The organism is Blastococcus xanthinilyticus, from assembly GCF_008124835.1.
Lineage (GTDB): Bacteria > Actinomycetota > Actinomycetes > Mycobacteriales > Geodermatophilaceae > Blastococcus > Blastococcus xanthinilyticus.
Window position 1 is genome coordinate 61,014 of the sequence record NZ_VNHW01000001.1, and the last position, 17,213, is coordinate 78,226.

Consider the following 17,213-nt stretch of genomic DNA (forward strand, 5'->3'; position numbering starts at 1 on the left):
CAGTGGACTTCACCTTCGACAGCGAGCAGAACGACCTCCGCGAGGCCGTCCGCGGCCTGCTGGAGCGCGCCTACCCCGACAGCGAGACGCGCCGCAAGGTCGCCGCGAACGACCCGGGCTTCGACGAGAAGACCTGGGCGCGGCTGGCCGAGATGGGGCTGCTGGGCCTGCCCTTCGCCGAGGAGCACGGCGGCATGGGCGCCGGGCCGATCGAGGTGGCGCTCGTCGCCGAGGAGATCGGCCGGGTCATCGCCCCCGAGCCGTTCATCGAGGCGGTGGTGCTCGCCGGTGGTCTGATCGCGGCCGTGGGCACCGAGGAGCAGAAGAGCGAGCTGCTCGCCGCCATCGCCGAGGGCGCATGCGTGCCCGCCTTCGCGCACGCGGAGATCGGCACGCGCTGGAGCGCGTCGGCCTCGGCGGTCACCGCCACGCAGGCCGGCGACGGCTGGACGCTCAGCGGCGTCAAGGAGCCGGTGCCCACGGGCGCCCGCGCCGACGTCCTGGTGGTCTCCGCGGCTCTGGCCGACGGCGGCACCGGGCTGTTCGTGGTGCAGGGCGACGCGGCGGGCCTGACCCGCACCGGGTACCGGACCCACGACGGCACCCGGGCGGCCAACGTGCGCTTCGACGGCACCCCGGCGACCCCGCTGGGTGCTGGCGAGGACCGGACGGCCGCCATCGAGCGGGCGCTGGCCGAGGCCCGGATCGCCTACAGCCACGAGGCGATCGGCGCGATGGACACCGCCCTGCGGACCACCGCGGAGTACCTCAAGACCCGCAAGCAGTTCGGGGTCACCCTGAACCGGTTCCAGGCGCTCACCTTCCGCGCCGCGGACATGTACGTGTCCCTGGAGCTGGCCCGCAGCGCCGCGCTGTGGGCGTCGATGGTGGTCGACGCCGGCGGCGACGTCGTCTCGGCCGCCGACCGGGCCCGGCTGCAGACCAGCCGCGCCGGCCGGCACATCGGCGAGGAGGCGATCCAGCTGCACGGCGGCATCGGCGTGACCGCGGAGTACTCCGTCGGCCACTACACCAGCCGGCTGACCGCGATCGACCACCTGCTCGGCGACGGCGACTTCGCCGCCGCCCGGCTGGCCCGCACCGTGGCCGACCGCGCGACCGTCGACCCGATGGGTGCGCCGTACGCCCCTGGCGGCGGCATCGGCTGAGCAGGGCCTTCCCGCCGACCGCGGCACCACCACCCAGCCGGGGGGTGGTGCCGCGGTCGGCGTTACGGCACGCTGCGGTCACGGTGGCCCACCAGCGGCCCCAGCCGTCCCAGCCGTCGCGACACCGGTCGCGACCTGGCGGCGCGGGGACGACGGTGGATCCAGGCTGCCGCTGTCCGTGACGCCCCGGGACCAGCCGGGGACGTACTCCTGGAGGTAGCCGTGCGCCCATCCCGACTCCTGGCCGGGGGCGCCGCTGTCGCGCTCCTGACCGGCACCGCTGCCTGTGGCGCCGAGGCCCTCGAACCGAAGCTCGCCCTGCGGGACGCGGCCGGCGCGTTCGCCGAGAGCCGCACCGGCGGCCTGGAGCTGTCCATCGCCAGCTCGGTCGAGGACGTCCGCGCGTTCGCCGCGGCCGCGGACCCGACCGCGAGCAGCGCCGGGATGACCGACGACGAGCTGCGCCGGCTGCTGTCGGCGTCCCTGGAGTTCTCCTACGACCTCGGGGCCGACCGCGAGAGCGAGACCGACGACGCCGGCAGCGTCGTCGTCCGCATCGGCGACCTCGCCGCGGGTGAGCTCCGCGTCGTCGAGCAGATGGTCTACGCCCGGGCCGACGTCGACGGCCTGGTGGAGGAGTTCCCCGACCTGCAGGAGGGGATCGACTCCTTCCGCGCCGAGCTGGCCGGTGCCGAGGGCACGGAGCCCGCTCCCCCGGAGCTGCAGGCGCCGGCGACCGCGTTCCTCGACGGCGACTGGGTCTCCCTCGACGTCGAGGCGTACCTGGAGCAGCTCGAGGCGATGGCGGGCGGCCAGGACGCCGCCGTGGGCTCGACCGGCCCGGCCCCGGCCTCCGACGAGCTGCGGGACCTGCTCGGCGGGGCGCTGGAGGACGCCGTCACCTCCGTCGAACGGCGGGAGAGCGACGAGATCGGTGACCACGTGGTGGCCCAGATCGACCTGCGCGCGGCCTACGCGTCGCTGCGGGAGGAGCTGCCCGGCCTGCTCGCCGGCACGGACGCCGAGGTGATGGCCGACTCCATGCCCCCGGTGAGCGAGGTGCCGGACCGGCGGATCGAGGTGTCGTTCTGGCTCCGCGACGGGGAGCTGCGGCGGGTCGAGCTGGACCTGGCGCAGTTCCTCGAGGAGCCCGCCGGCTCCCTGGTGCTGCGGGCCGACGTCCTGCCGGAGCGCCGGATCAGCGCTCCCGACGACGCCGTCGAGCTGGACTTCGCGGCGCTCGTCGCCGCGGCGCCGGCCGGCGGGGAGCCGCTGGAGGTGGACGCCCACACGCTCGCGACCTGGGTCGACGCGGACCTCTGGTCCGTCGCGGACCAGGACGGCGGCCTCCCCTCGGTGCAGTACCTGCCGGAGGTGCTCCCCTACTACGAGGGCCTCGCCCCTGACCTCTCCGTCACCGCGGTGGGCGAGCGCGTGCAGGTGAGCGCGGGAGGCGGGACGGTGTGCCTCACGGTGTCCGCCGACGGCTCCGGCGAGGACGTCACCGACGGCCCCTGCTGACCCGCTGGAAGGGGCCCCGCGGCCGGGGAGCCGCGGGGCCCTTCCTCACTCGCCGAGCATCGCCCGGCGGAGCTCGTCGGCGTCGGCGCGGACCGAGTCCAGCACGGGCACCAGGTCGTCCTCGCGGAGCTGCCCGCAGGTGAGCCGCATGATCGGCACCGGGTCGTGGTCGTCGGCGGTGAGCCGGGACGCGACCTCGAAGGCGGCCCGCAACAGGCCGCCCTCCAGCGACGTGAAGTCGTCGATCTGGTTGAGCCGGCCGGTCATGCTGTGCGGGAAGCCCCACTGCTCGAGCGCGACGGCGGTCAGCCGGACGCTGTGGACGCCGTACCGGCGCAGCTCCGCGGCCCGCCGGCCGGTGACGTCGGGGTGCTCGGCCACCAGCTCGGCATAGCCGTCGGGGTCGTTGTGGTGCAGGAGGGCCGCACCCATCTGCGCCAGCAGCCCGACGCAGAGGGCGTCCGGCGGCCGCTCCCCGAAGCGCGGGGCGAGGGTGGCGGCGGCCAGGGCGAGGCAGGTGGTCACGTCCCAGAAGTTCTCGGGCAGCCGCGACTCGTCGTCGAGCTCGGTCAGCGCCACGGTCGCCATGGTGCGCACCGTGGTGAAGCCGACCACCGTGACGGCGAACTGCAGGGAGGTCACCCGCCCGCGCATGCCGAAGTAGGCGGAGTTGGCGAGCTTCATGACCCGGGTGGCCAGGGCCACGTCGGAGGCGAGGATCCGGGAGAGCACCTTCGCGCTGGTGTCCTCCCCGTTCGCCACGGTGACGACCTGCGCCGCGACGGGCCGCTGGGCGGCCATCGTGTCGATGCTCGCCAGCACCTTCTCCAGGTCGAAGGCCGGCGGCGGGGCCGACAGCGGGGTGACGGTCATCGGGTGGGTTCCCCCCGGGTCGCGAACCAGGCAGCGGTACCGCTCCCGGTCATGGGTTGGCTGAGGCTGAAGCCCTGCAGGTAGGTGGCGCCCAGGCGGGTGAGCTCGGCCGCCTGCTCCGGGGTCTCGACCCCCTCGGCCACGGTGCTCAGGTTCAGGCTGCGGGCCAGCGCGATGACGGCGGAGGCGATCTCGGTGTGCCCGTGCGCCAGCTCCGCGACGAAGGACCGGTCCACCTTCAGGCAGTTCACCGGGAGGTGGCGCAGGTAGGCCAGCGAGGAGTACCCGGTGCCGAAATCGTCGATGGCCAGCTCGACGCCCTGCTCGCGCAGCTGGAAGAGCACCAGGCGGGCGGAGTCGGGGTCCTTCATCAGCGCCGACTCGGTGATCTCGATGGAGATGCGGGAGGAGTGCAGCCCGTGCCGCTGGAGCGCCTCGGCCACCTGCGCCGGGAGGTTGGCGTCGAGCTGCAGCGCGGAGACGTTCACGTTCGCCCGCGGGGGTGCGCCGTCCCCCATGAGCCGGTCCCACTCGGCCAGCTGCCGGCAGGTCTCGTCGAGGACGAGCAGGCCGAGCCCGGCGATCAGCCCGCTCTCCTCGGCCAGCGGCACGAAGACGGCCGGGCTGATGGGCCCGCGCTCGGCGTGCGTCCACCGGGCCAGGGACTCGACCGCGACCGGCCGCCCGTCCCGCGTGCTGAAGATCGGCTGGTACAGCAGGGTGATGTCGCCCCGCTCGATGGCGTCCCGCAGCTCGGCGACCAGGCGCAGCTTGTCGCGGGCCTGTTCCCGTGCCCGCTGGTCCAGCACGGTGATCCGCCCCTTGCCACCGGCCTTCGCCTGGTACATCGCGATGTCGCAGTCGCGGATCAGCTCCTCCGCGTCGGTGTGCTCATCGGTCTGGACGGTGACCCCGACGCTGGCATAGGGGCGCACGTCCACCCCGCCGAGCCGCACGGGGCGGGCCAGCTCCGCGGAGATCCGCTCCGCCAGGGCGACGGCGGCGGCCTGGTCGACGTGCTCGCACACGACCAGGAACTCGTCGCCGCCGAACCGGGCGACGAGGTCGCCGGGGCGGACCACCGCGCCCAGCCGGGCGGCGACCTCGGTGAGGAGCTCGTCGCCGGCCGTGTGACCCAGGGAGTCGTTGACGACCTTGAAGTTGTCCAGGTCGAGGAAGAGGCACGCCAGACCGCCGGTGCCGGGGACGAACCGGTCGGCGACGTACCGGGCCAGCAGCGTCCGGTTCGGGAGGCCGGTCAGCGGGTCGTGGTTGGCCTGGTGGGCGAGCGTGGCCTCGAAGGCCAGCCGGTCGGTGATGTCCTCGATGGTGCCGACGAAGCCCGCGCCCACGCCAGGGGTGAACAGGTGGGCGAACCGGATCACGGTGGTGCGGACCGAGCCGTCCTCCCGCGTCAGCCGGACCTGGGTCTCCACCTCCTGGCCCTCCAGCGCGTCCGACACCTGCTCGATGACGGTGTCCAGGTCCTCGGCGTGGACGGTGTCCATCCAGCCGGTGCCCAGGAGCTGTTCGGCCCGGCGGCCGACGAGGCTGCAGAAGGCGTCGTTGACGTGCGAGAGGCGCATGCCCTGCTCGGAGAGGAGCGTGGGCACCGGGGAGCGCTCGGTGAGCGTGGAGAACCGGCGCTCGTGGGCGTCGGCGGTCGCCCGCAGCGCCCGTTCCTGCTCGTTGGTGGTGGAGAGGATGCGGATGGTCCACATGCGTCCGCTCGGTGACGGCGTCGTGGTGACGACCGCCTCCACCGTCGCGCCGCTGGCCGTCCGCACGGGGAGGGTCATCCGGGCCGCCCGCTCGCGCCGCAGGAGCAGCCGCAGCTCGCCGCCACCGAGGCTCGGGAAGAGCTGGTCCACCGGCAGCGCGCGCAGGTCGTCCAGGCCGTAGCCCAGCAGGTCGATCGCGCCGACGTTGCACCAGTTGATCCGCGCCCGGCCGGCCACCACCTCCGCGACGACCAGGGCGAGGTTGTCGCTGACGGTCGCGCTGTAGAAGACCGAGGCCACGATCTCCGGTGGGACGCGGTCGTCGTCGGGCTCGCTGATGATGACGGACACGGTCCTCCCCTCGTCCGCGCAGATCCCGACGTTCGGGCCGCACCCGGTTCACTTCGGTCGCTCGCAGGCGCCCCCTTCACCCGACCTCGTGCCGCGCACCCCGTTGGGGGGAGACCGCCGGGGCGTCGTCCACCGGGACCGGGCGGCGGCGCCGCGGGACGTGCACTGCCTCACACTCGCCCCGTCGGCGGTCGCCGTCGCCGGTCAGCAGGCAAGATCCCCCCAGCACCGCGAACGACCCCGCCACTGGCGGGCCGGCGACGAGGCCGGCCCCCGAGGAATGGAGCGCGACGATGCAGATCGGTGTCCCCCGCGAGACGCGGCCCCGCGAGACCCGGGTGTCGGCGACGCCGACGACGGTGACCCGGCTCGTGGCGCTCGGGTACGACGTCGTGGTGGAGGCCGGTGCCGGCGCCGCGAGCAGCTTCCCGGACGCGGCCTATGCGGAGGCCGGCGCGCGCATCGGCACCGCGGCGGATGCGTGGGGCGCCCAGGTGGTCCTGCGGGTGAACGCGCCGGCGACCGGGGAGATCGACCGGCTGACCGCCGGCGCCACCCTGATCAGCCTGCTCGCGCCGGCGCTGAACCCGGAGCTGGTCGATGCGCTGGCGGCGCGCCCGATCACCGTGCTGGCCGTGGACGCGGTCCCACGCATCTCCCGCGCCCAGTCGATGGACGTGCTCTCCTCGATGGCCAACATCGCCGGCTACCGGGCGGTGATCGAGGCGGCCAACGTGTTCGGCCGCTTCTTCACCGGCCAGGTCACCGCCGCCGGCAAGGTGCCGCCGGCGAAGGTGCTCGTCGCCGGCGCCGGCGTGGCCGGGCTCGCGGCGATCGGCGCGGCCTCGAGCCTGGGCGCCATCGTGCGGGCCACCGACGTGCGCCCGGAGGTGGCCGAGCAGGTGCGCTCGCTCGGCGGTGAGTACGTCGCGGTGCCCGACGCGGAGGTCGCGGTGAGCACGGACGGCTACGCCCGGGAGATGGGCGAGGACTTCACCCGGCGGGCCGCGCAGATGTACGCCGAGCAGGCCCGCGACGTGGACATCGTCATCACCACCGCGCTGATCCCCGGCCGGCCGGCGCCACGGCTGCTCACCGAGGAGATGGTCGCCTCGATGCGCTCGGGCTCGGTGATCGTGGACATGGCCGCCGCCCAGGGCGGGAACGTGGCCGGCTCCGTGCCCGACGAGGTGGTCGTGACGCCGAACGGGGTCTCGATCATCGGGTACACCGACCTCCCGGCCCGGCTGCCGGCCCAGGCCTCGCAGCTCTACGGCACGAACCTGGTCAGCCTGCTGACCCTGCTGACCCCGGAGAAGGACGGCCGGCTGGTCGTCGACTTCGACGACGTCGTCCAGCGCGCGGTCACCGTGGTCCGCGACGGCGAGAAGACCTGGCCCCCACCGCCGGTGCCGGTCTCCGCCGCTCCGGCCCCGCCGCCCGCGCCCCCGCCCGGAGCGACGGCGGGCGCGCCGGCGGTGCCGCAGCGGACGCCGGCGCCGGGCCGCCGGTTCGCGCTGGTGGGCCTGGGTGCGGCGCTGCTGTTCCTGGTGGCCGCCTTCTCCCCCGACGAGCTCGTCGGTCACTTCACGGTGTTCGCGCTGGCCGTCGTCGTCGGGTTCTACGTCATCGGCCACGTGCACCACGCCCTGCACACACCGCTGATGAGCGTCACGAACGCGATCTCCGGGATCATCGTCGTCGGCGCGCTGCTGCAGCTCGGCAGCGACGACGGGATCGTGCGGGCCCTGGCCTTCGTCGCGACGCTGGTCGCCAGCATCAACGTCTTCGGCGGCTTCGCCGTCACCCGCCGGATGCTGGGCATGTTCTCCCGCGGCCCCAGCGCCGCCGGCGCGCCCGCCCGGCGGGCCGCCCGATGACCGCCGTAACCGCCGCCTCGGCGGCCTACATCGTCGCCGGGCTGCTGTTCATCCTGAGCCTGGCCGGGCTGTCCAGGCACGAGACCGCCAAGGCCGGCAACGCCTACGGCATCGCGGGCATGGCGATCGCCCTGGTCGCCACCGTCGGCCTGGCCACCCGCGACATCTCGACCGTCGGCCTCACCCTGCTGGTCGTCGCGGTCGTCATCGGCGCCGCCATCGGCCTGTGGCGGGCGCGCGTGGTCGAGATGACCGGCATGCCGGAGCTGATCGCCCTGCTGCACAGCTTCGTCGGCCTCGCGGCCGTCCTCGTCGGCTGGAACGGCTACCTGTCGGTGGAGGGCGTCGATCCCGCGGACGGCGGGCCGCTGCTCACCGGCGCCGAGGCCGGCATCCACTCGGGCGAGGTGGTGATCGGCGTCTTCATCGGCGCGGTCACCTTCACCGGCTCGATCGTGGCCTTCCTGAAGCTGTCGGGGCGGATCCGGAGCAACCCGCTCATGCTGCCGGGGCACAACTGGCTCAACCTCGGCGCGCTGGTGCTGTTCGCCGTCCTGACCGTGGTGTTCGTGGCCGAGCCGAACCTGCTGGTGCTCTCGGTGGTCACGGCGCTGGCACTGGCCCTCGGCTGGCACCTGGTCGCCTCGATCGGCGGCGGCGACATGCCGGTCGTGGTGTCGATGCTCAACAGCTACTCCGGCTGGGCGGCCGCCGCCTCGGGCTTCCTGCTCGGCAACGACCTGCTGATCATCACCGGCGCCCTCGTCGGGTCCTCCGGTGCCTACCTCTCCTACATCATGTGCACGGCGATGAACCGCTCGTTCCTGTCGGTCATCGCCGGCGGCTTCGGCAACGAGGGGTCGGCCGCGGCCTCCGACGTCGACTACGGCGAGCACACCGAGATCACCGCCGAGGAGACCGCCGAGCTGCTGCGGGAGGCGACGTCGGTGGTGATCACCCCCGGGTACGGCATGGCCGTCGCCCAGGCCCAGAGCGCCGTCGCCGAGCTCACCCGCAAGCTGCGCGAGGGCGGCGTCGACGTGCTGTTCGGGATCCACCCGGTCGCCGGACGGCTGCCCGGCCACATGAACGTGCTGCTGGCCGAGGCGAAGGTGCCCTACGACATCGTCCTGGAGATGGACGAGGTCAACGACGACCTCGCCGCCACCTCCGTCGTCCTGGTCATCGGCGCGAACGACACGGTCAACCCCGCCGCGGCGGAGGACCCCGCCAGCCCGATCGCCGGCATGCCGGTGCTGCGGGTCTGGGAGGCCGAGCGCGTCGTCGTCTTCAAGCGGTCGATGAACACCGGCTACGCCGGCGTCCAGAACCCGCTGTTCTTCCGGGACAACACCCGGATGCTCTTCGGCGACGCCCGGGAACGGGTGGAGGACATCCTCAAGGCGCTCTGAACCGGTCGCTGTGAGCCAAAGGCGCTGTGACCTGCGGGAAGAGCCGAACGTCTCTGTTCCACGAGGCGGAAAGACGTTACGGTGCGCTCATGCGCGTTCACGGACTGGTCACCGAGGTACCGGTCCCCGGCGCGCAGGACCACCTCTGCTGGGTGTACCGGGACGAGCAGGAGCTCGACGGGGCGGCCCTGGAGTTCCTGGCCGGTGGGCTCGCCGCGGGCCAGCGGCTGCTCTGCGTCGGTGACCGGGTGGTCGCCGGGCTGCTCGGGAACCCGGACGCGCTCGGTGGCCCCGCGGCGCTCGTCGCCTCCGGCGCTCTCCGCACGCTTTCCCTGGCCGAGGCCTACGCCGCCGCCGGCGCCTTCAGCGCCGAGCGGCAGCGGGCCTTCTACGACGCCGCCACCCGCGAGGCGCTGGCCGACGGGTACACCGGGCTGCGGGTGCTGGCCGAGGTGAGCCCGCTGGCCGCCGACCCGGCCCACCAGGCCGAGCTCGCCCGCTGGGAGCACGCGGCCGACGCCTACGTCGCCTCCGGCCCCGGTATGACGGCGATGTGCGCCTACCGGGACGACGTGCCCCCGGCGGCGCTGGCGGACTGCACGGCCGTCCACCCGCTCGTGCACGCTCCCGGCGCCGAGCCCCCCTTCCGGGTCTTCCACGACGCGGCCGGCCTGGCCGTGGCCGGCGAGGTGGACGTCCTGGGTGCCGAGCGGCTGGCGCGGGCGCTGACCGCCTCCCCCGTTCCCGGCGGCGCCTGCGCGCTGGACCTGTCGCAGCTCACCTTCGCCGACGTCGCGGCCTGCCGGGCCATCGCTGCGTGGGCCGCCGCGCTCACCGGCGACGGGGTGCGCGTCGAGCTGTGGAACGCGCCGGCCCTCCTCCGGCGGATGTGGCACCTGCTCGCTCTCGACGAGTGCACTGCGGTCTCCTTCCGCGCCTCGGCCTGAGCGACCGGCCCGCGGCGGCCCCGCCGCCTGCCACGCCGTCGCCGTGGCCACGCTGGAGGCCCGGAGCGCCCGACTATGCTGGCAGACCACAAGCACGTCACACAGCCGGCGTGCGGCCGGGCCTCGCGCCCGGCCCCTGGAGCGTCCCTGGAACCCCCGGGGTGGCTCCACGTCCCGCCGGCACGCGTCCCGTCCGGTGCAAGCCTTGACGGAGTACCCCCCGTGACAGTCCCCGAGGACGCTGCTGCCCTCGTCCAGCCCGCCTTCGACGAGCTGGCGCAGCTGTCCTTCGCCGAGCACTCGCTCGAATCGGTCCTCCGCAAGGTCACCGAGCTGGCCACCCGCATCCTGCCCGGGCAGCCCATCGCGTCGGTGACCGTCGTCGGCGAGGGCCGGCCCAGCACGGTCGCCACCAGCGGGGACCTCGCCCTGCGGCTCGACGAGTTCCAGTACCGCACCGGAGCCGGCCCGTGCCTCCAGGCCGCGACGACCGGGCAGCCGGCCGCGGTGGCGGACACCCGGGCCGACAGCCCCTGGCCGGAGTTCGCCGCCGCGGCGGCCGCCGACGGCTGCGGCAGCGTGCTGTCCTACCCGCTGCCGGTGCAGGAGAGCGTGCTCGGCGCGCTGAACCTGTACGCGCGCGAGATGGCCGTCTCCGGTGCCCGGACCCAGGAGCTCATCTCCCGGCTGGCGGCCTACGCCGTGGGCCCGGTGTCGAACATGTACCTGTACGAGAGCGCGGTCGAGCGGGCCGAGCACCTGGAGGCCGCGCTGCGGTCCCGGGCGGTCATCGACCAGGCCAAGGGCATCCTCATGGAGCGGTACAAGCTCACCGCCGACCAGGCGTTCCAGGTGCTCGCCCGGGTGTCGATGCAGCGGAACACCAAGCTGCGGGACGTCGCCGGCCACTTCGTGCTCACCGGCGAGCTGCCGCAGGCCTGAGTTGCGCGAGGGCGGCGCCGCGCCGGGTTGCGGGCGGGGCGCGGGTCGTCGACGGTGGCGGGGTGGACCCCTTACGCGGCCTCGGCATGCCCCGCATCCCCGGGTTCGGCGAGCTGCTGGCGCTGCTGCAGACCCAGACCGAGGCGCTGGCGCAGCTCCCCCGGACCCTCGCCGACCTCAACGGCACGGTGCGCGAGCTGACCCAGGCCACGACCAGCGCGAAGGAGACGATCGCCTCGGCGCAGCGGATCGCGGAGCGGCTGGAGGACCTCGTCACCGAGCTCGAGGAGCCGGTGCGGGCGCTGAAGCCCGGGCTCGAGCGGGTCGGCCGGGTGCTCGACGACCCGGCCGTCGACACCGTGCCGGACACGCTGCGCCGGATCCACGAGGACCTGATGCCGCTGATCGCCGGCCTGCGCCAGGCGCAGAGCCGGGTGGGGTCGGTGACCGACCTGCTCCGCCGCCGTCCCCGCGACGAGGACCACGACGACGGTTACGGCGTCTGATCCGCGGCGTCGCCACCGTCCCGCCGGACCAGGTCGCCGACCGCGTCCTCCAGCCGGGCCCAGGTCGAGCTCCACTCCACCAGGGGGTCGAGGATCCGCTCGAAGACGGCGAGCTGCTGGTCGAAGGCGTCCAGCTGGGCGCGCATGGCGGCGATCGACGCCCGCTGCGCGGTCACCATGTCCATCACCGCGCGGAGCTGGGCCGCCGACATCGTTCCGGGCGGGCTGGGCAGCGCGGGCAGCGGCAGCCGGGACGTCGCACTGCCGGCCAGGCTGCGGGCGCGCTCGGTGAAGCTCCGCAGCTGGGCGACGAAGTCGTCGACGGACCGGCCGACCCCACCGCCCTGGCCCGCAGGCCGGTCGTCTCCCCCGGACCCGGTCATCGTTCCCCCTCGCCGCTCGGTCCCGCACCCGACCTTAGGCACGGGCGGAGGGCCCTGCCTGTCGGACGGGAGCCGGGCGGCGAGCGGTGGGGCCGTGAGCGGGTCCGCTCAGTACCAGCCCACCGACTGGGAGTGCGACCAGGCGCCGCAGGGCGAGCCGAACCGGTTCTCGATGTAGATGAGGCCGGCGTCGATCTGCCGGTAACCGTCGGAGGTCTTGGCGATGCCGGTGCCGGCCCAGGTGGAGTTCAGGAACTGCGCGATCCCGTACGCGGTGCTGGTCGGGTTCTGCGCGTTGGGGTTCCAGCCGCTCTCCTTGCCCCAGAGGTTCTCCAGGCAGGTGAACTCGCTGCCCGAGCCCCCGAGCTGCTGCATCGCGTAGTCCTTGTACGACCCGGCCGGTGCGGCGGCGGCGGTGGTGCCGCGCCCCGGTCGCGCGGCCGCGGCCTGCGACTCCGCGGCGCGGGCGGCCTCGGCCCGCGCGGCCTCCTCGGCCCGTGCGGCCTCCTCGGCCCGTGCGGCCTCCTCGGCGGCGATCCGGGCGGCCTCGGCCCGTGCGGCCTCCTCCGCGGCGATCCGGGCGGCCTCCTCGGCGGCGCGGCGGTCGAGCTCGGCCTGCTCCGCGGCGGCGCGGGCCTCGGCGGCCGCGGTCTGCTCCGCGCTCCGCTCGCTCCGGCTGGCGGCCAGCTGCCCCAGGGTGTCGGCGGCGCGCTCGGTGACCTCGGGGGCCGGCGTCTCGGCGGAGAGGCCCAGCTGCTCGGCGACGGCGACCGACGCCAGCTGCGGCTCGGCCTGCGCCGGCGGCTGGTCGGCGACGACACCGTTGACGGTCAGGCCGCCGGCGACGGCGACGGCGAGCAGGATCGCGGGGCGGCGGACCGGCACCGACCGCCGGCGGCCCTCGGACGGACGCGGGGCGCGGGCGATCGTGGTGGCGCGAAGGTTCATGGGGTGGAACTGCTCCAGGGGCAGGCACGGCAGGGCCGCGGGGGGCGCGCTGCTGCGGGGTGGTCGAGTAGCAGCGGGTGCCGGGCGGAGAAGGCCCTACCCGCGACGGGACGTGCCCGGCGCGCGATTCACCCCAGTGCTGCGGTGGGTCCCCGGCTCCCCCGCGGCTCTCTGGCTGCGGGCGATTCGGCGGCGCCCGGCGGACCTCCCCTGCTGGGGAGTGGACGACCGACGGGCGGGACCCACGGTAACCACCGTTATCGCGCCGTGACAATCCCCGGACGGGAAAAGGATGCCAGGCGACAGCTCAGGGCAGCCGCCAGACCGTCGTCCGGCGCACCGGCGCGGGGCGGTCGGGTGATGGCTCGGTGTCGGCCACGTCGTAGGCGGCCACCGCCTCCAGCCGGTCCTCGGGCAGGTAGACCCGCCCCGGATCGCCGACGAGCACCTCGGCCCCCCCGGCGCGGGCCGCGTCGAGGAACGGCAGCACCCGGTCGGTCATCTCGCGGTCGTAGCAGACGTCCCCGGCCAGGACGACGTCCACGGCCGGAGGCCCGTCGCCCAGCACGTCACCGACCGGGGTGATGCCCGCCGTCCCGTTCCGCTCGGCGTTGACGGTGATCGCGGTGAGGGCGAACGGGTCGACGTCACTGGCCAGCACGCTCGCCGCGCCGGCCCGCACGGCGGCGACGGCGACCAGCCCGCTGCCCGCGCCCAGGTCGAGCACGCTCCGGCCGGCGACCAGCTCCGGGTGGTCGAGCACGTACCGGGCCAGCGCCTGACCGCCCGGCCAGGCGGCGGCCCAGAACGGCGGATCGGTCGAGGTGCGCCCCTGCTCGGTCTCCATCGCCTCCCACAGGGCGACGACGTCCGCGGCCACCAGCAGCTCCACCTCGGGGACCAGCGCCGGCCGGACGGGCCTCGTGTGGGCGCGCACGAAGGACGCGGGAACGGGGCGGTCGGCCGGCACCCGGGCAGTCAACCGCACCGGGCACGCGGGTGCGCGGCCGGGCGGGACGCCCGCGTCACTGCCGCAGCGACCAGGTCGACAGGCGACCGGCGGGCCGGAAGCCGAGCGCCTCGTTGACCGCGACCATCGGGGTGTTGCCGTCGGAGTTGTAGGTGCTGATCCGCCGGACGACGGGGAACCGGTCGGCCAGCTCGCGCAGCACGGCCACCTTCATCCGCGCCCCCAGCCGGTGCCCGCGGTGCTCGCGCAGCACCAGGGTGCCGCCCTGGTGCGCCCGCTCGGGCTGCGCCAGCGGGACCTGGAGCTCGGTGAACCCGACCAGCCGCCCGCTCCCGGTCACGGCGCCGGCGGACAGCACCGTCCGGCCGCGGGCGACGTGCGACCGCTCGTACTCGCGGATCCGCTCGCCGTCCCACTCCTCCTCCTCGACCGGCAGCTCCCCGTGCGGGGCGTCGGTGGTCATCCGCCGCTCCAGCAGGGCGCGGTCCTCGAGCAGCGCGTCCGGGGTGCGGTCGCGCCAGGTGACGACGTCGTACCCGCCGCCGGCCCGCGCCGCCTCGGCCGCCACCGCCCGCAGCCGGGCGGGGTCCACCGGCAGCAGGAGGTCGCGGCGGGTCTCCAGCAGGTCGCAGGTCCAGCCGTGCCGCTCGGCGAACGCGCGCCCGGGCGAGGCCGGCGTGGCCTCGTCCACCTCGGCGATGAGCACGGTCCGGCCGCGGCCGGCCGCCAGGGCGGCGCCCTCCGCCAGGAGGGCGCTGCCCACGCCCCGGCGCCGGGAGTCCGGGTGCACGGCGACGTCCAGGATCGCCACCGACGCGTTGTCCCTCAGGGGCAGTATCACCCGGAGCGCGCCGACGACGGCGTCGTCGGCCACGGCGGCCCGGTGGGTGCCCTCCCGGGACCCACCGGGCGTGCCGAGCTGCCGGCCGAGGGCCACGTGGTCCTGGGCCGGCCGGGGCGGCTCACCGGGGCGGTCGGCGCGCTGCCCGGCGGCCCAGACCTCGCACCAGGCGGGGAACAGCGCGTCGTCCGGGCCGAGCTCGACGATGCGGGCGGGCGGGGCGGTCACATCCGGAGTTCTACCGCCCGCGGCAACCGGTTTTCGGCCGCGCAGGCCGACGCTCAGACCGACGGCGGCGTCGCCGGTGCCGCCCGTCGGGCGATCAGCCGCCAGTAGCTGCCGGGCAGCAGGCGGACGAGGAGGTCGGGCACGGTCGCGCTCCAGCCGATGAGCAGCCGCGGACGCCGCCGCTCGATCGCCGCGACGATCCGGGCGGCGGCGTCCTCCGGCGGCATCCGCAGCAGCTTGGCGAACTGCTTGCGCCCCTGCTCGTACTCCGCCACGGAGACGCCGGAGCCGACCCGGGCGCTCTCGGCGATCCGGGTGCGGATGCCGCCGGGGTGCACCACGGTGACGCCGATCCCGTCCTGGGCCAGCTCGTGCCGCAGCGACTCGCTGAAACCACGGACGGCGAACTTGCTGGCCGCGTAGGCGGCCTGACCCGCGGGGGCGAAGATGCCGAAGACGCTCGACACGTTCACCACGTGGGCCCCGGGGTGCGTCTTGAGCACCGGCAGCAGGGCGTGGGTGAGCCGGACGACGGCGCGGAAGTTCACCGCCATCACCCAGTCGAACTCCTCGAGGGTGACCTGGTCGAAGCGGCCGCCGAGCGCCACGCCGGCGTTGTTGACCAGCAGCGTCGTCTCCGGGTGCTCGGCGACCAGCGCGGCCGCCAGCCGCGCGGTCGCCTCGTCGTCGGCCAGGTCGACGACGGTGGTGGCGACCCGCAGCGCCGGGGAGGCGGCGCGGATCCGGGCGGCCACGGCCTCGAGCCGTCCGGCGTCGCGGTCGAGCAGCACCAGGTGGCTGCCGCGGGCGGCCAGCTGCCCGGCCAGCGCCTCGCCGATGCCGCTCGCCGCCCCGGTGACGACGGCCGTTCCGCCGGCGAAGGCGTAGGGACCCATCATGCCACCGTCCGCTCGGGCACCGCGGCGGCCCGCGCCCGCGGCTGGAAGGTCATGCCCTCGTCCTCCAGGGCGCCACGGCGCATCAGCGCGACGTCGCGCAGGTAGTTCTGGTGCAGCCGCCACGGCGCGCGTCCGCCCTGCTTCGGCAGGCCGGCGAGGCTGCGCTGCACGTAGCCGGCGGCGAGGTCGAGGAACGGCGCGTCGGCGCCCTCCGGCGGGGCGACCGGGGTCGCCGATCCGTAGCCGTGGGCGTCCATGTGGTCGAGGAGCCGGCACACGTAGCCGTTGACCAGGTCGGCCTTGAGCGTCCAGGAGGCGTTCGTGTAGCCGATGACCATCGAGAAGTTCGGCACGCCCGAGAGCATCATCCCCTTGTAGGAGACGGTCTCGGGCAGCTCGACCCGCTCCCCGTCCACGGCGAGGGTCATCCCGCCGGCCGGCAGCAGGTTCAGCCCGGTCGCGGTGACCACGACGTCGGCGGGGAGGTGCTCCCCCGACTCCAGCTCGATGCCGTCCTCGGTGAAGGTGGCGATCCGGTCGGTGGCGACCGAGGCCCTCCCCCCGCGCAGGGCGCGGAACAGGTCGCCGTCGGGGACGAGGCAGAGCCGCTGGTCCCACGGGTCGTAGGGCGGGTTGAAGTGCGTGCTGACGGCGAACCCGGCCGGCAGCTGCTTCTCGGTGAGCCGGCGGATCAGCCTGCGCACCAGCGCCGGGCGGCGGCGGCTGAGCTGGTAGAGCGCGGTGCTGCTGAGCACGTTCTTCCACCGGACGATCGGGTACGCGGCCCGCGCCGGCAGCCGGGCACGGAGCCACTGCGCCAGGGGGTCGCGGCTGGGCAGCGACATGATGTAGCTCGGCGTGCGCTGCAGCATCGTCACGTGCTCGGCCTGCTCGGCGAGGGTGGGCACGAGGGTGACGGCGGTGGCGCCGCTGCCGATGATCACCACCTTCCTACCGGTGACGTCGAGGTCCTCGGGCCAGTGCTGCGGGTGCACGAACTGCCCGCGGAAGCGCTCCTCCCCCTCGAAGCGGGGGCGGAAGCCCTCGTCGTAGCGGTAGTAGCCCGAGCAGGCCGACAGCCACGAGCAGGTCAGCTGCACCGTCTCGCCGGTGTCGGTGCGCTCGGCGGTGACCGTCCACCGGCCCTCCGCCGTCGACCACTCCGCGGACCGCACCCGGTGGTGGTACCGGATCTTGCCGGTGACCCCGAACTCGCGTGCGGTCTCCTCGATGTACCGGCGGATGGCCGGCCCGTCGGCGATCGAGCTCGCCTCGTTCCACGGGCGGAAGGAGTAGCCGAGGGTGAACATGTCCGAGTCCGACCGGACGCCGGGATAGCGGAAGAGGTCCCAGGTGCCGCCGAGGGCCGCCCGTGACTCCAGCACCAGGTAGCTGGTGCCCGGCCGGTCCTTCTCCAGGTGGCAGGCGGCGCCGATGCCGGAGAGGCCGGCTCCCACGATCAGGACGTCCACGTGCTGGGTCGACATGCCCGCATCTCCGGTTCGTTGGTCCGGCCGCGCCGGAACTGGGGCCGCGCCGGTAGCAGGACGGCGTCGCCGACGACGTTATCGACGCTCCGTCGAAGGAGTCAACACGGTGTCGAAGAACGGCGTGCTGCGGCT

Annotated in this window: 15 protein-coding genes; 7 read left to right on the plus strand and 8 right to left on the minus strand. The window is 74.8% G+C overall.

Annotated elements, in window-relative coordinates:
- Positions 1-2 precede the first annotated feature (2 nt).
- Both BD833_RS00310 and BD833_RS00315 read left to right on the plus strand, forming a co-directional pair.
- Complete coding sequence (locus BD833_RS00310) at positions 3-1,169, plus strand: acyl-CoA dehydrogenase family protein (RefSeq protein ID WP_166531138.1); 1,167 nt, start codon at positions 3-5, stop codon at positions 1,167-1,169.
- 222 nt (positions 1,170-1,391) lie between these two features.
- The gene (locus BD833_RS00315) at positions 1,392-2,690 is read left to right on the plus strand and encodes a hypothetical protein (protein WP_166531139.1); all 1,299 of its coding nucleotides are present in this window, start codon (positions 1,392-1,394) and stop codon (positions 2,688-2,690) included.
- A 45-nt stretch (positions 2,691-2,735) separates the two neighbouring features.
- Here the strand turns inward: BD833_RS00315 and BD833_RS00320 are convergent, their stop codons facing one another.
- Positions 2,736-3,563: an HDOD domain-containing protein gene (locus BD833_RS00320; RefSeq protein ID WP_166531140.1), complete on the minus strand. Its 828-nt coding sequence runs from the start codon at positions 3,561-3,563 to the stop codon at positions 2,736-2,738.
- Complete coding sequence (locus BD833_RS00325; RefSeq protein ID WP_243737355.1) at positions 3,560-5,635, minus strand: putative bifunctional diguanylate cyclase/phosphodiesterase; 2,076 nt, start codon at positions 5,633-5,635, stop codon at positions 3,560-3,562. Before BD833_RS00325 ends, BD833_RS00320 begins: the two co-directional genes overlap by 4 nt.
- 293 nt (positions 5,636-5,928) lie before the next feature.
- On the opposite strand from BD833_RS00325, the gene BD833_RS00330 reads away from it, so the two are divergent.
- From BD833_RS00330 to BD833_RS00350, 5 genes are all read left to right on the plus strand, one after another.
- The gene (locus BD833_RS00330) at positions 5,929-7,515 is read left to right on the plus strand and encodes a Re/Si-specific NAD(P)(+) transhydrogenase subunit alpha (protein WP_166531141.1); all 1,587 of its coding nucleotides are present in this window, start codon (positions 5,929-5,931) and stop codon (positions 7,513-7,515) included.
- Positions 7,512-8,927 carry a Re/Si-specific NAD(P)(+) transhydrogenase subunit beta gene (gene pntB, locus BD833_RS00335; protein WP_166531142.1) on the plus strand — a complete coding sequence of 472 codons (1,416 nt, stop codon included), beginning with the start codon at positions 7,512-7,514 and terminating at the stop codon, positions 8,925-8,927. Before BD833_RS00330 ends, pntB begins: the two co-directional genes overlap by 4 nt.
- 89 nt (positions 8,928-9,016) lie before the next feature.
- Entirely contained in the window at positions 9,017-9,874 is an 858-nt protein-coding gene (locus BD833_RS00340) for an MEDS domain-containing protein (RefSeq protein ID WP_166531143.1), read from the plus strand.
- 222 nt (positions 9,875-10,096) lie between these two features.
- Entirely contained in the window at positions 10,097-10,816 is a 720-nt protein-coding gene (locus tag BD833_RS00345) for a GAF and ANTAR domain-containing protein (protein ID WP_243737356.1), read from the plus strand.
- Positions 10,817-10,878: 62 nt separating this feature from the next.
- Positions 10,879-11,322: a hypothetical protein gene (locus BD833_RS00350; RefSeq protein WP_166531145.1), complete on the plus strand. Its 444-nt coding sequence runs from the start codon at positions 10,879-10,881 to the stop codon at positions 11,320-11,322.
- Here BD833_RS00350 and BD833_RS00355 read toward each other — a convergent pair.
- From BD833_RS00355 to BD833_RS00380, 6 genes are all read right to left on the minus strand, one after another.
- A complete protein-coding gene (locus BD833_RS00355) occupies positions 11,310-11,705 on the minus strand; it encodes a hypothetical protein (RefSeq protein ID WP_166531146.1) in 396 nt (131 codons plus the stop codon). The genes BD833_RS00350 and BD833_RS00355 overlap by 13 nt on opposite strands.
- A gap of 108 nt (positions 11,706-11,813) precedes the next feature.
- Positions 11,814-12,653: a lytic transglycosylase domain-containing protein gene (locus tag BD833_RS00360; protein ID WP_166531147.1), complete on the minus strand. Its 840-nt coding sequence runs from the start codon at positions 12,651-12,653 to the stop codon at positions 11,814-11,816.
- A 307-nt stretch (positions 12,654-12,960) separates the two neighbouring features.
- Positions 12,961-13,623 carry a class I SAM-dependent methyltransferase gene (locus BD833_RS00365; RefSeq protein ID WP_166531148.1) on the minus strand — a complete coding sequence of 221 codons (663 nt, stop codon included), beginning with the start codon at positions 13,621-13,623 and terminating at the stop codon, positions 12,961-12,963.
- 55 nt (positions 13,624-13,678) lie between these two features.
- Complete coding sequence (locus BD833_RS00370; RefSeq protein ID WP_166531149.1) at positions 13,679-14,692, minus strand: GNAT family N-acetyltransferase; 1,014 nt, start codon at positions 14,690-14,692, stop codon at positions 13,679-13,681.
- A gap of 53 nt (positions 14,693-14,745) precedes the next feature.
- On the minus strand, positions 14,746-15,591 hold the full coding sequence (locus BD833_RS00375) for an SDR family NAD(P)-dependent oxidoreductase (protein ID WP_208092258.1): 846 nt from the start codon (positions 15,589-15,591) through the stop codon (positions 14,746-14,748).
- Positions 15,588-17,078: a flavin-containing monooxygenase gene (locus tag BD833_RS00380; RefSeq protein ID WP_166531150.1), complete on the minus strand. Its 1,491-nt coding sequence runs from the start codon at positions 17,076-17,078 to the stop codon at positions 15,588-15,590. Before BD833_RS00380 ends, BD833_RS00375 begins: the two co-directional genes overlap by 4 nt.
- Positions 17,079-17,213: the final 135 nt, after the last annotated feature.

Bases quoted from the DNA above. Each gene is read 5' to 3' on its own strand.
- BD833_RS00320 (WP_166531140.1), bottom strand. From the start codon at position 3,563: ATGACCGTCACCCCGCTGTCGGCCCCGCCGCCGGCCTTCGACCTGGAG.
- BD833_RS00330 (WP_166531141.1), top strand. From the start codon at position 5,929: ATGCAGATCGGTGTCCCCCGCGAGACGCGGCCCCGCGAGACCCGGGTG.
- pntB (WP_166531142.1), top strand. From the start codon at position 7,512: ATGACCGCCGTAACCGCCGCCTCGGCGGCCTACATCGTCGCCGGGCTG.
- BD833_RS00340 (WP_166531143.1), top strand. From the start codon at position 9,017: ATGCGCGTTCACGGACTGGTCACCGAGGTACCGGTCCCCGGCGCGCAG.
- BD833_RS00355 (WP_166531146.1), bottom strand. From the start codon at position 11,705: ATGACCGGGTCCGGGGGAGACGACCGGCCTGCGGGCCAGGGCGGTGGG.
- BD833_RS00360 (WP_166531147.1), bottom strand. From the start codon at position 12,653: ATGAACCTTCGCGCCACCACGATCGCCCGCGCCCCGCGTCCGTCCGAG.
- BD833_RS00375 (WP_208092258.1), bottom strand. From the start codon at position 15,591: ATGATGGGTCCCTACGCCTTCGCCGGCGGAACGGCCGTCGTCACCGGG.
- BD833_RS00380 (WP_166531150.1), bottom strand. From the start codon at position 17,078: ATGTCGACCCAGCACGTGGACGTCCTGATCGTGGGAGCCGGCCTCTCC.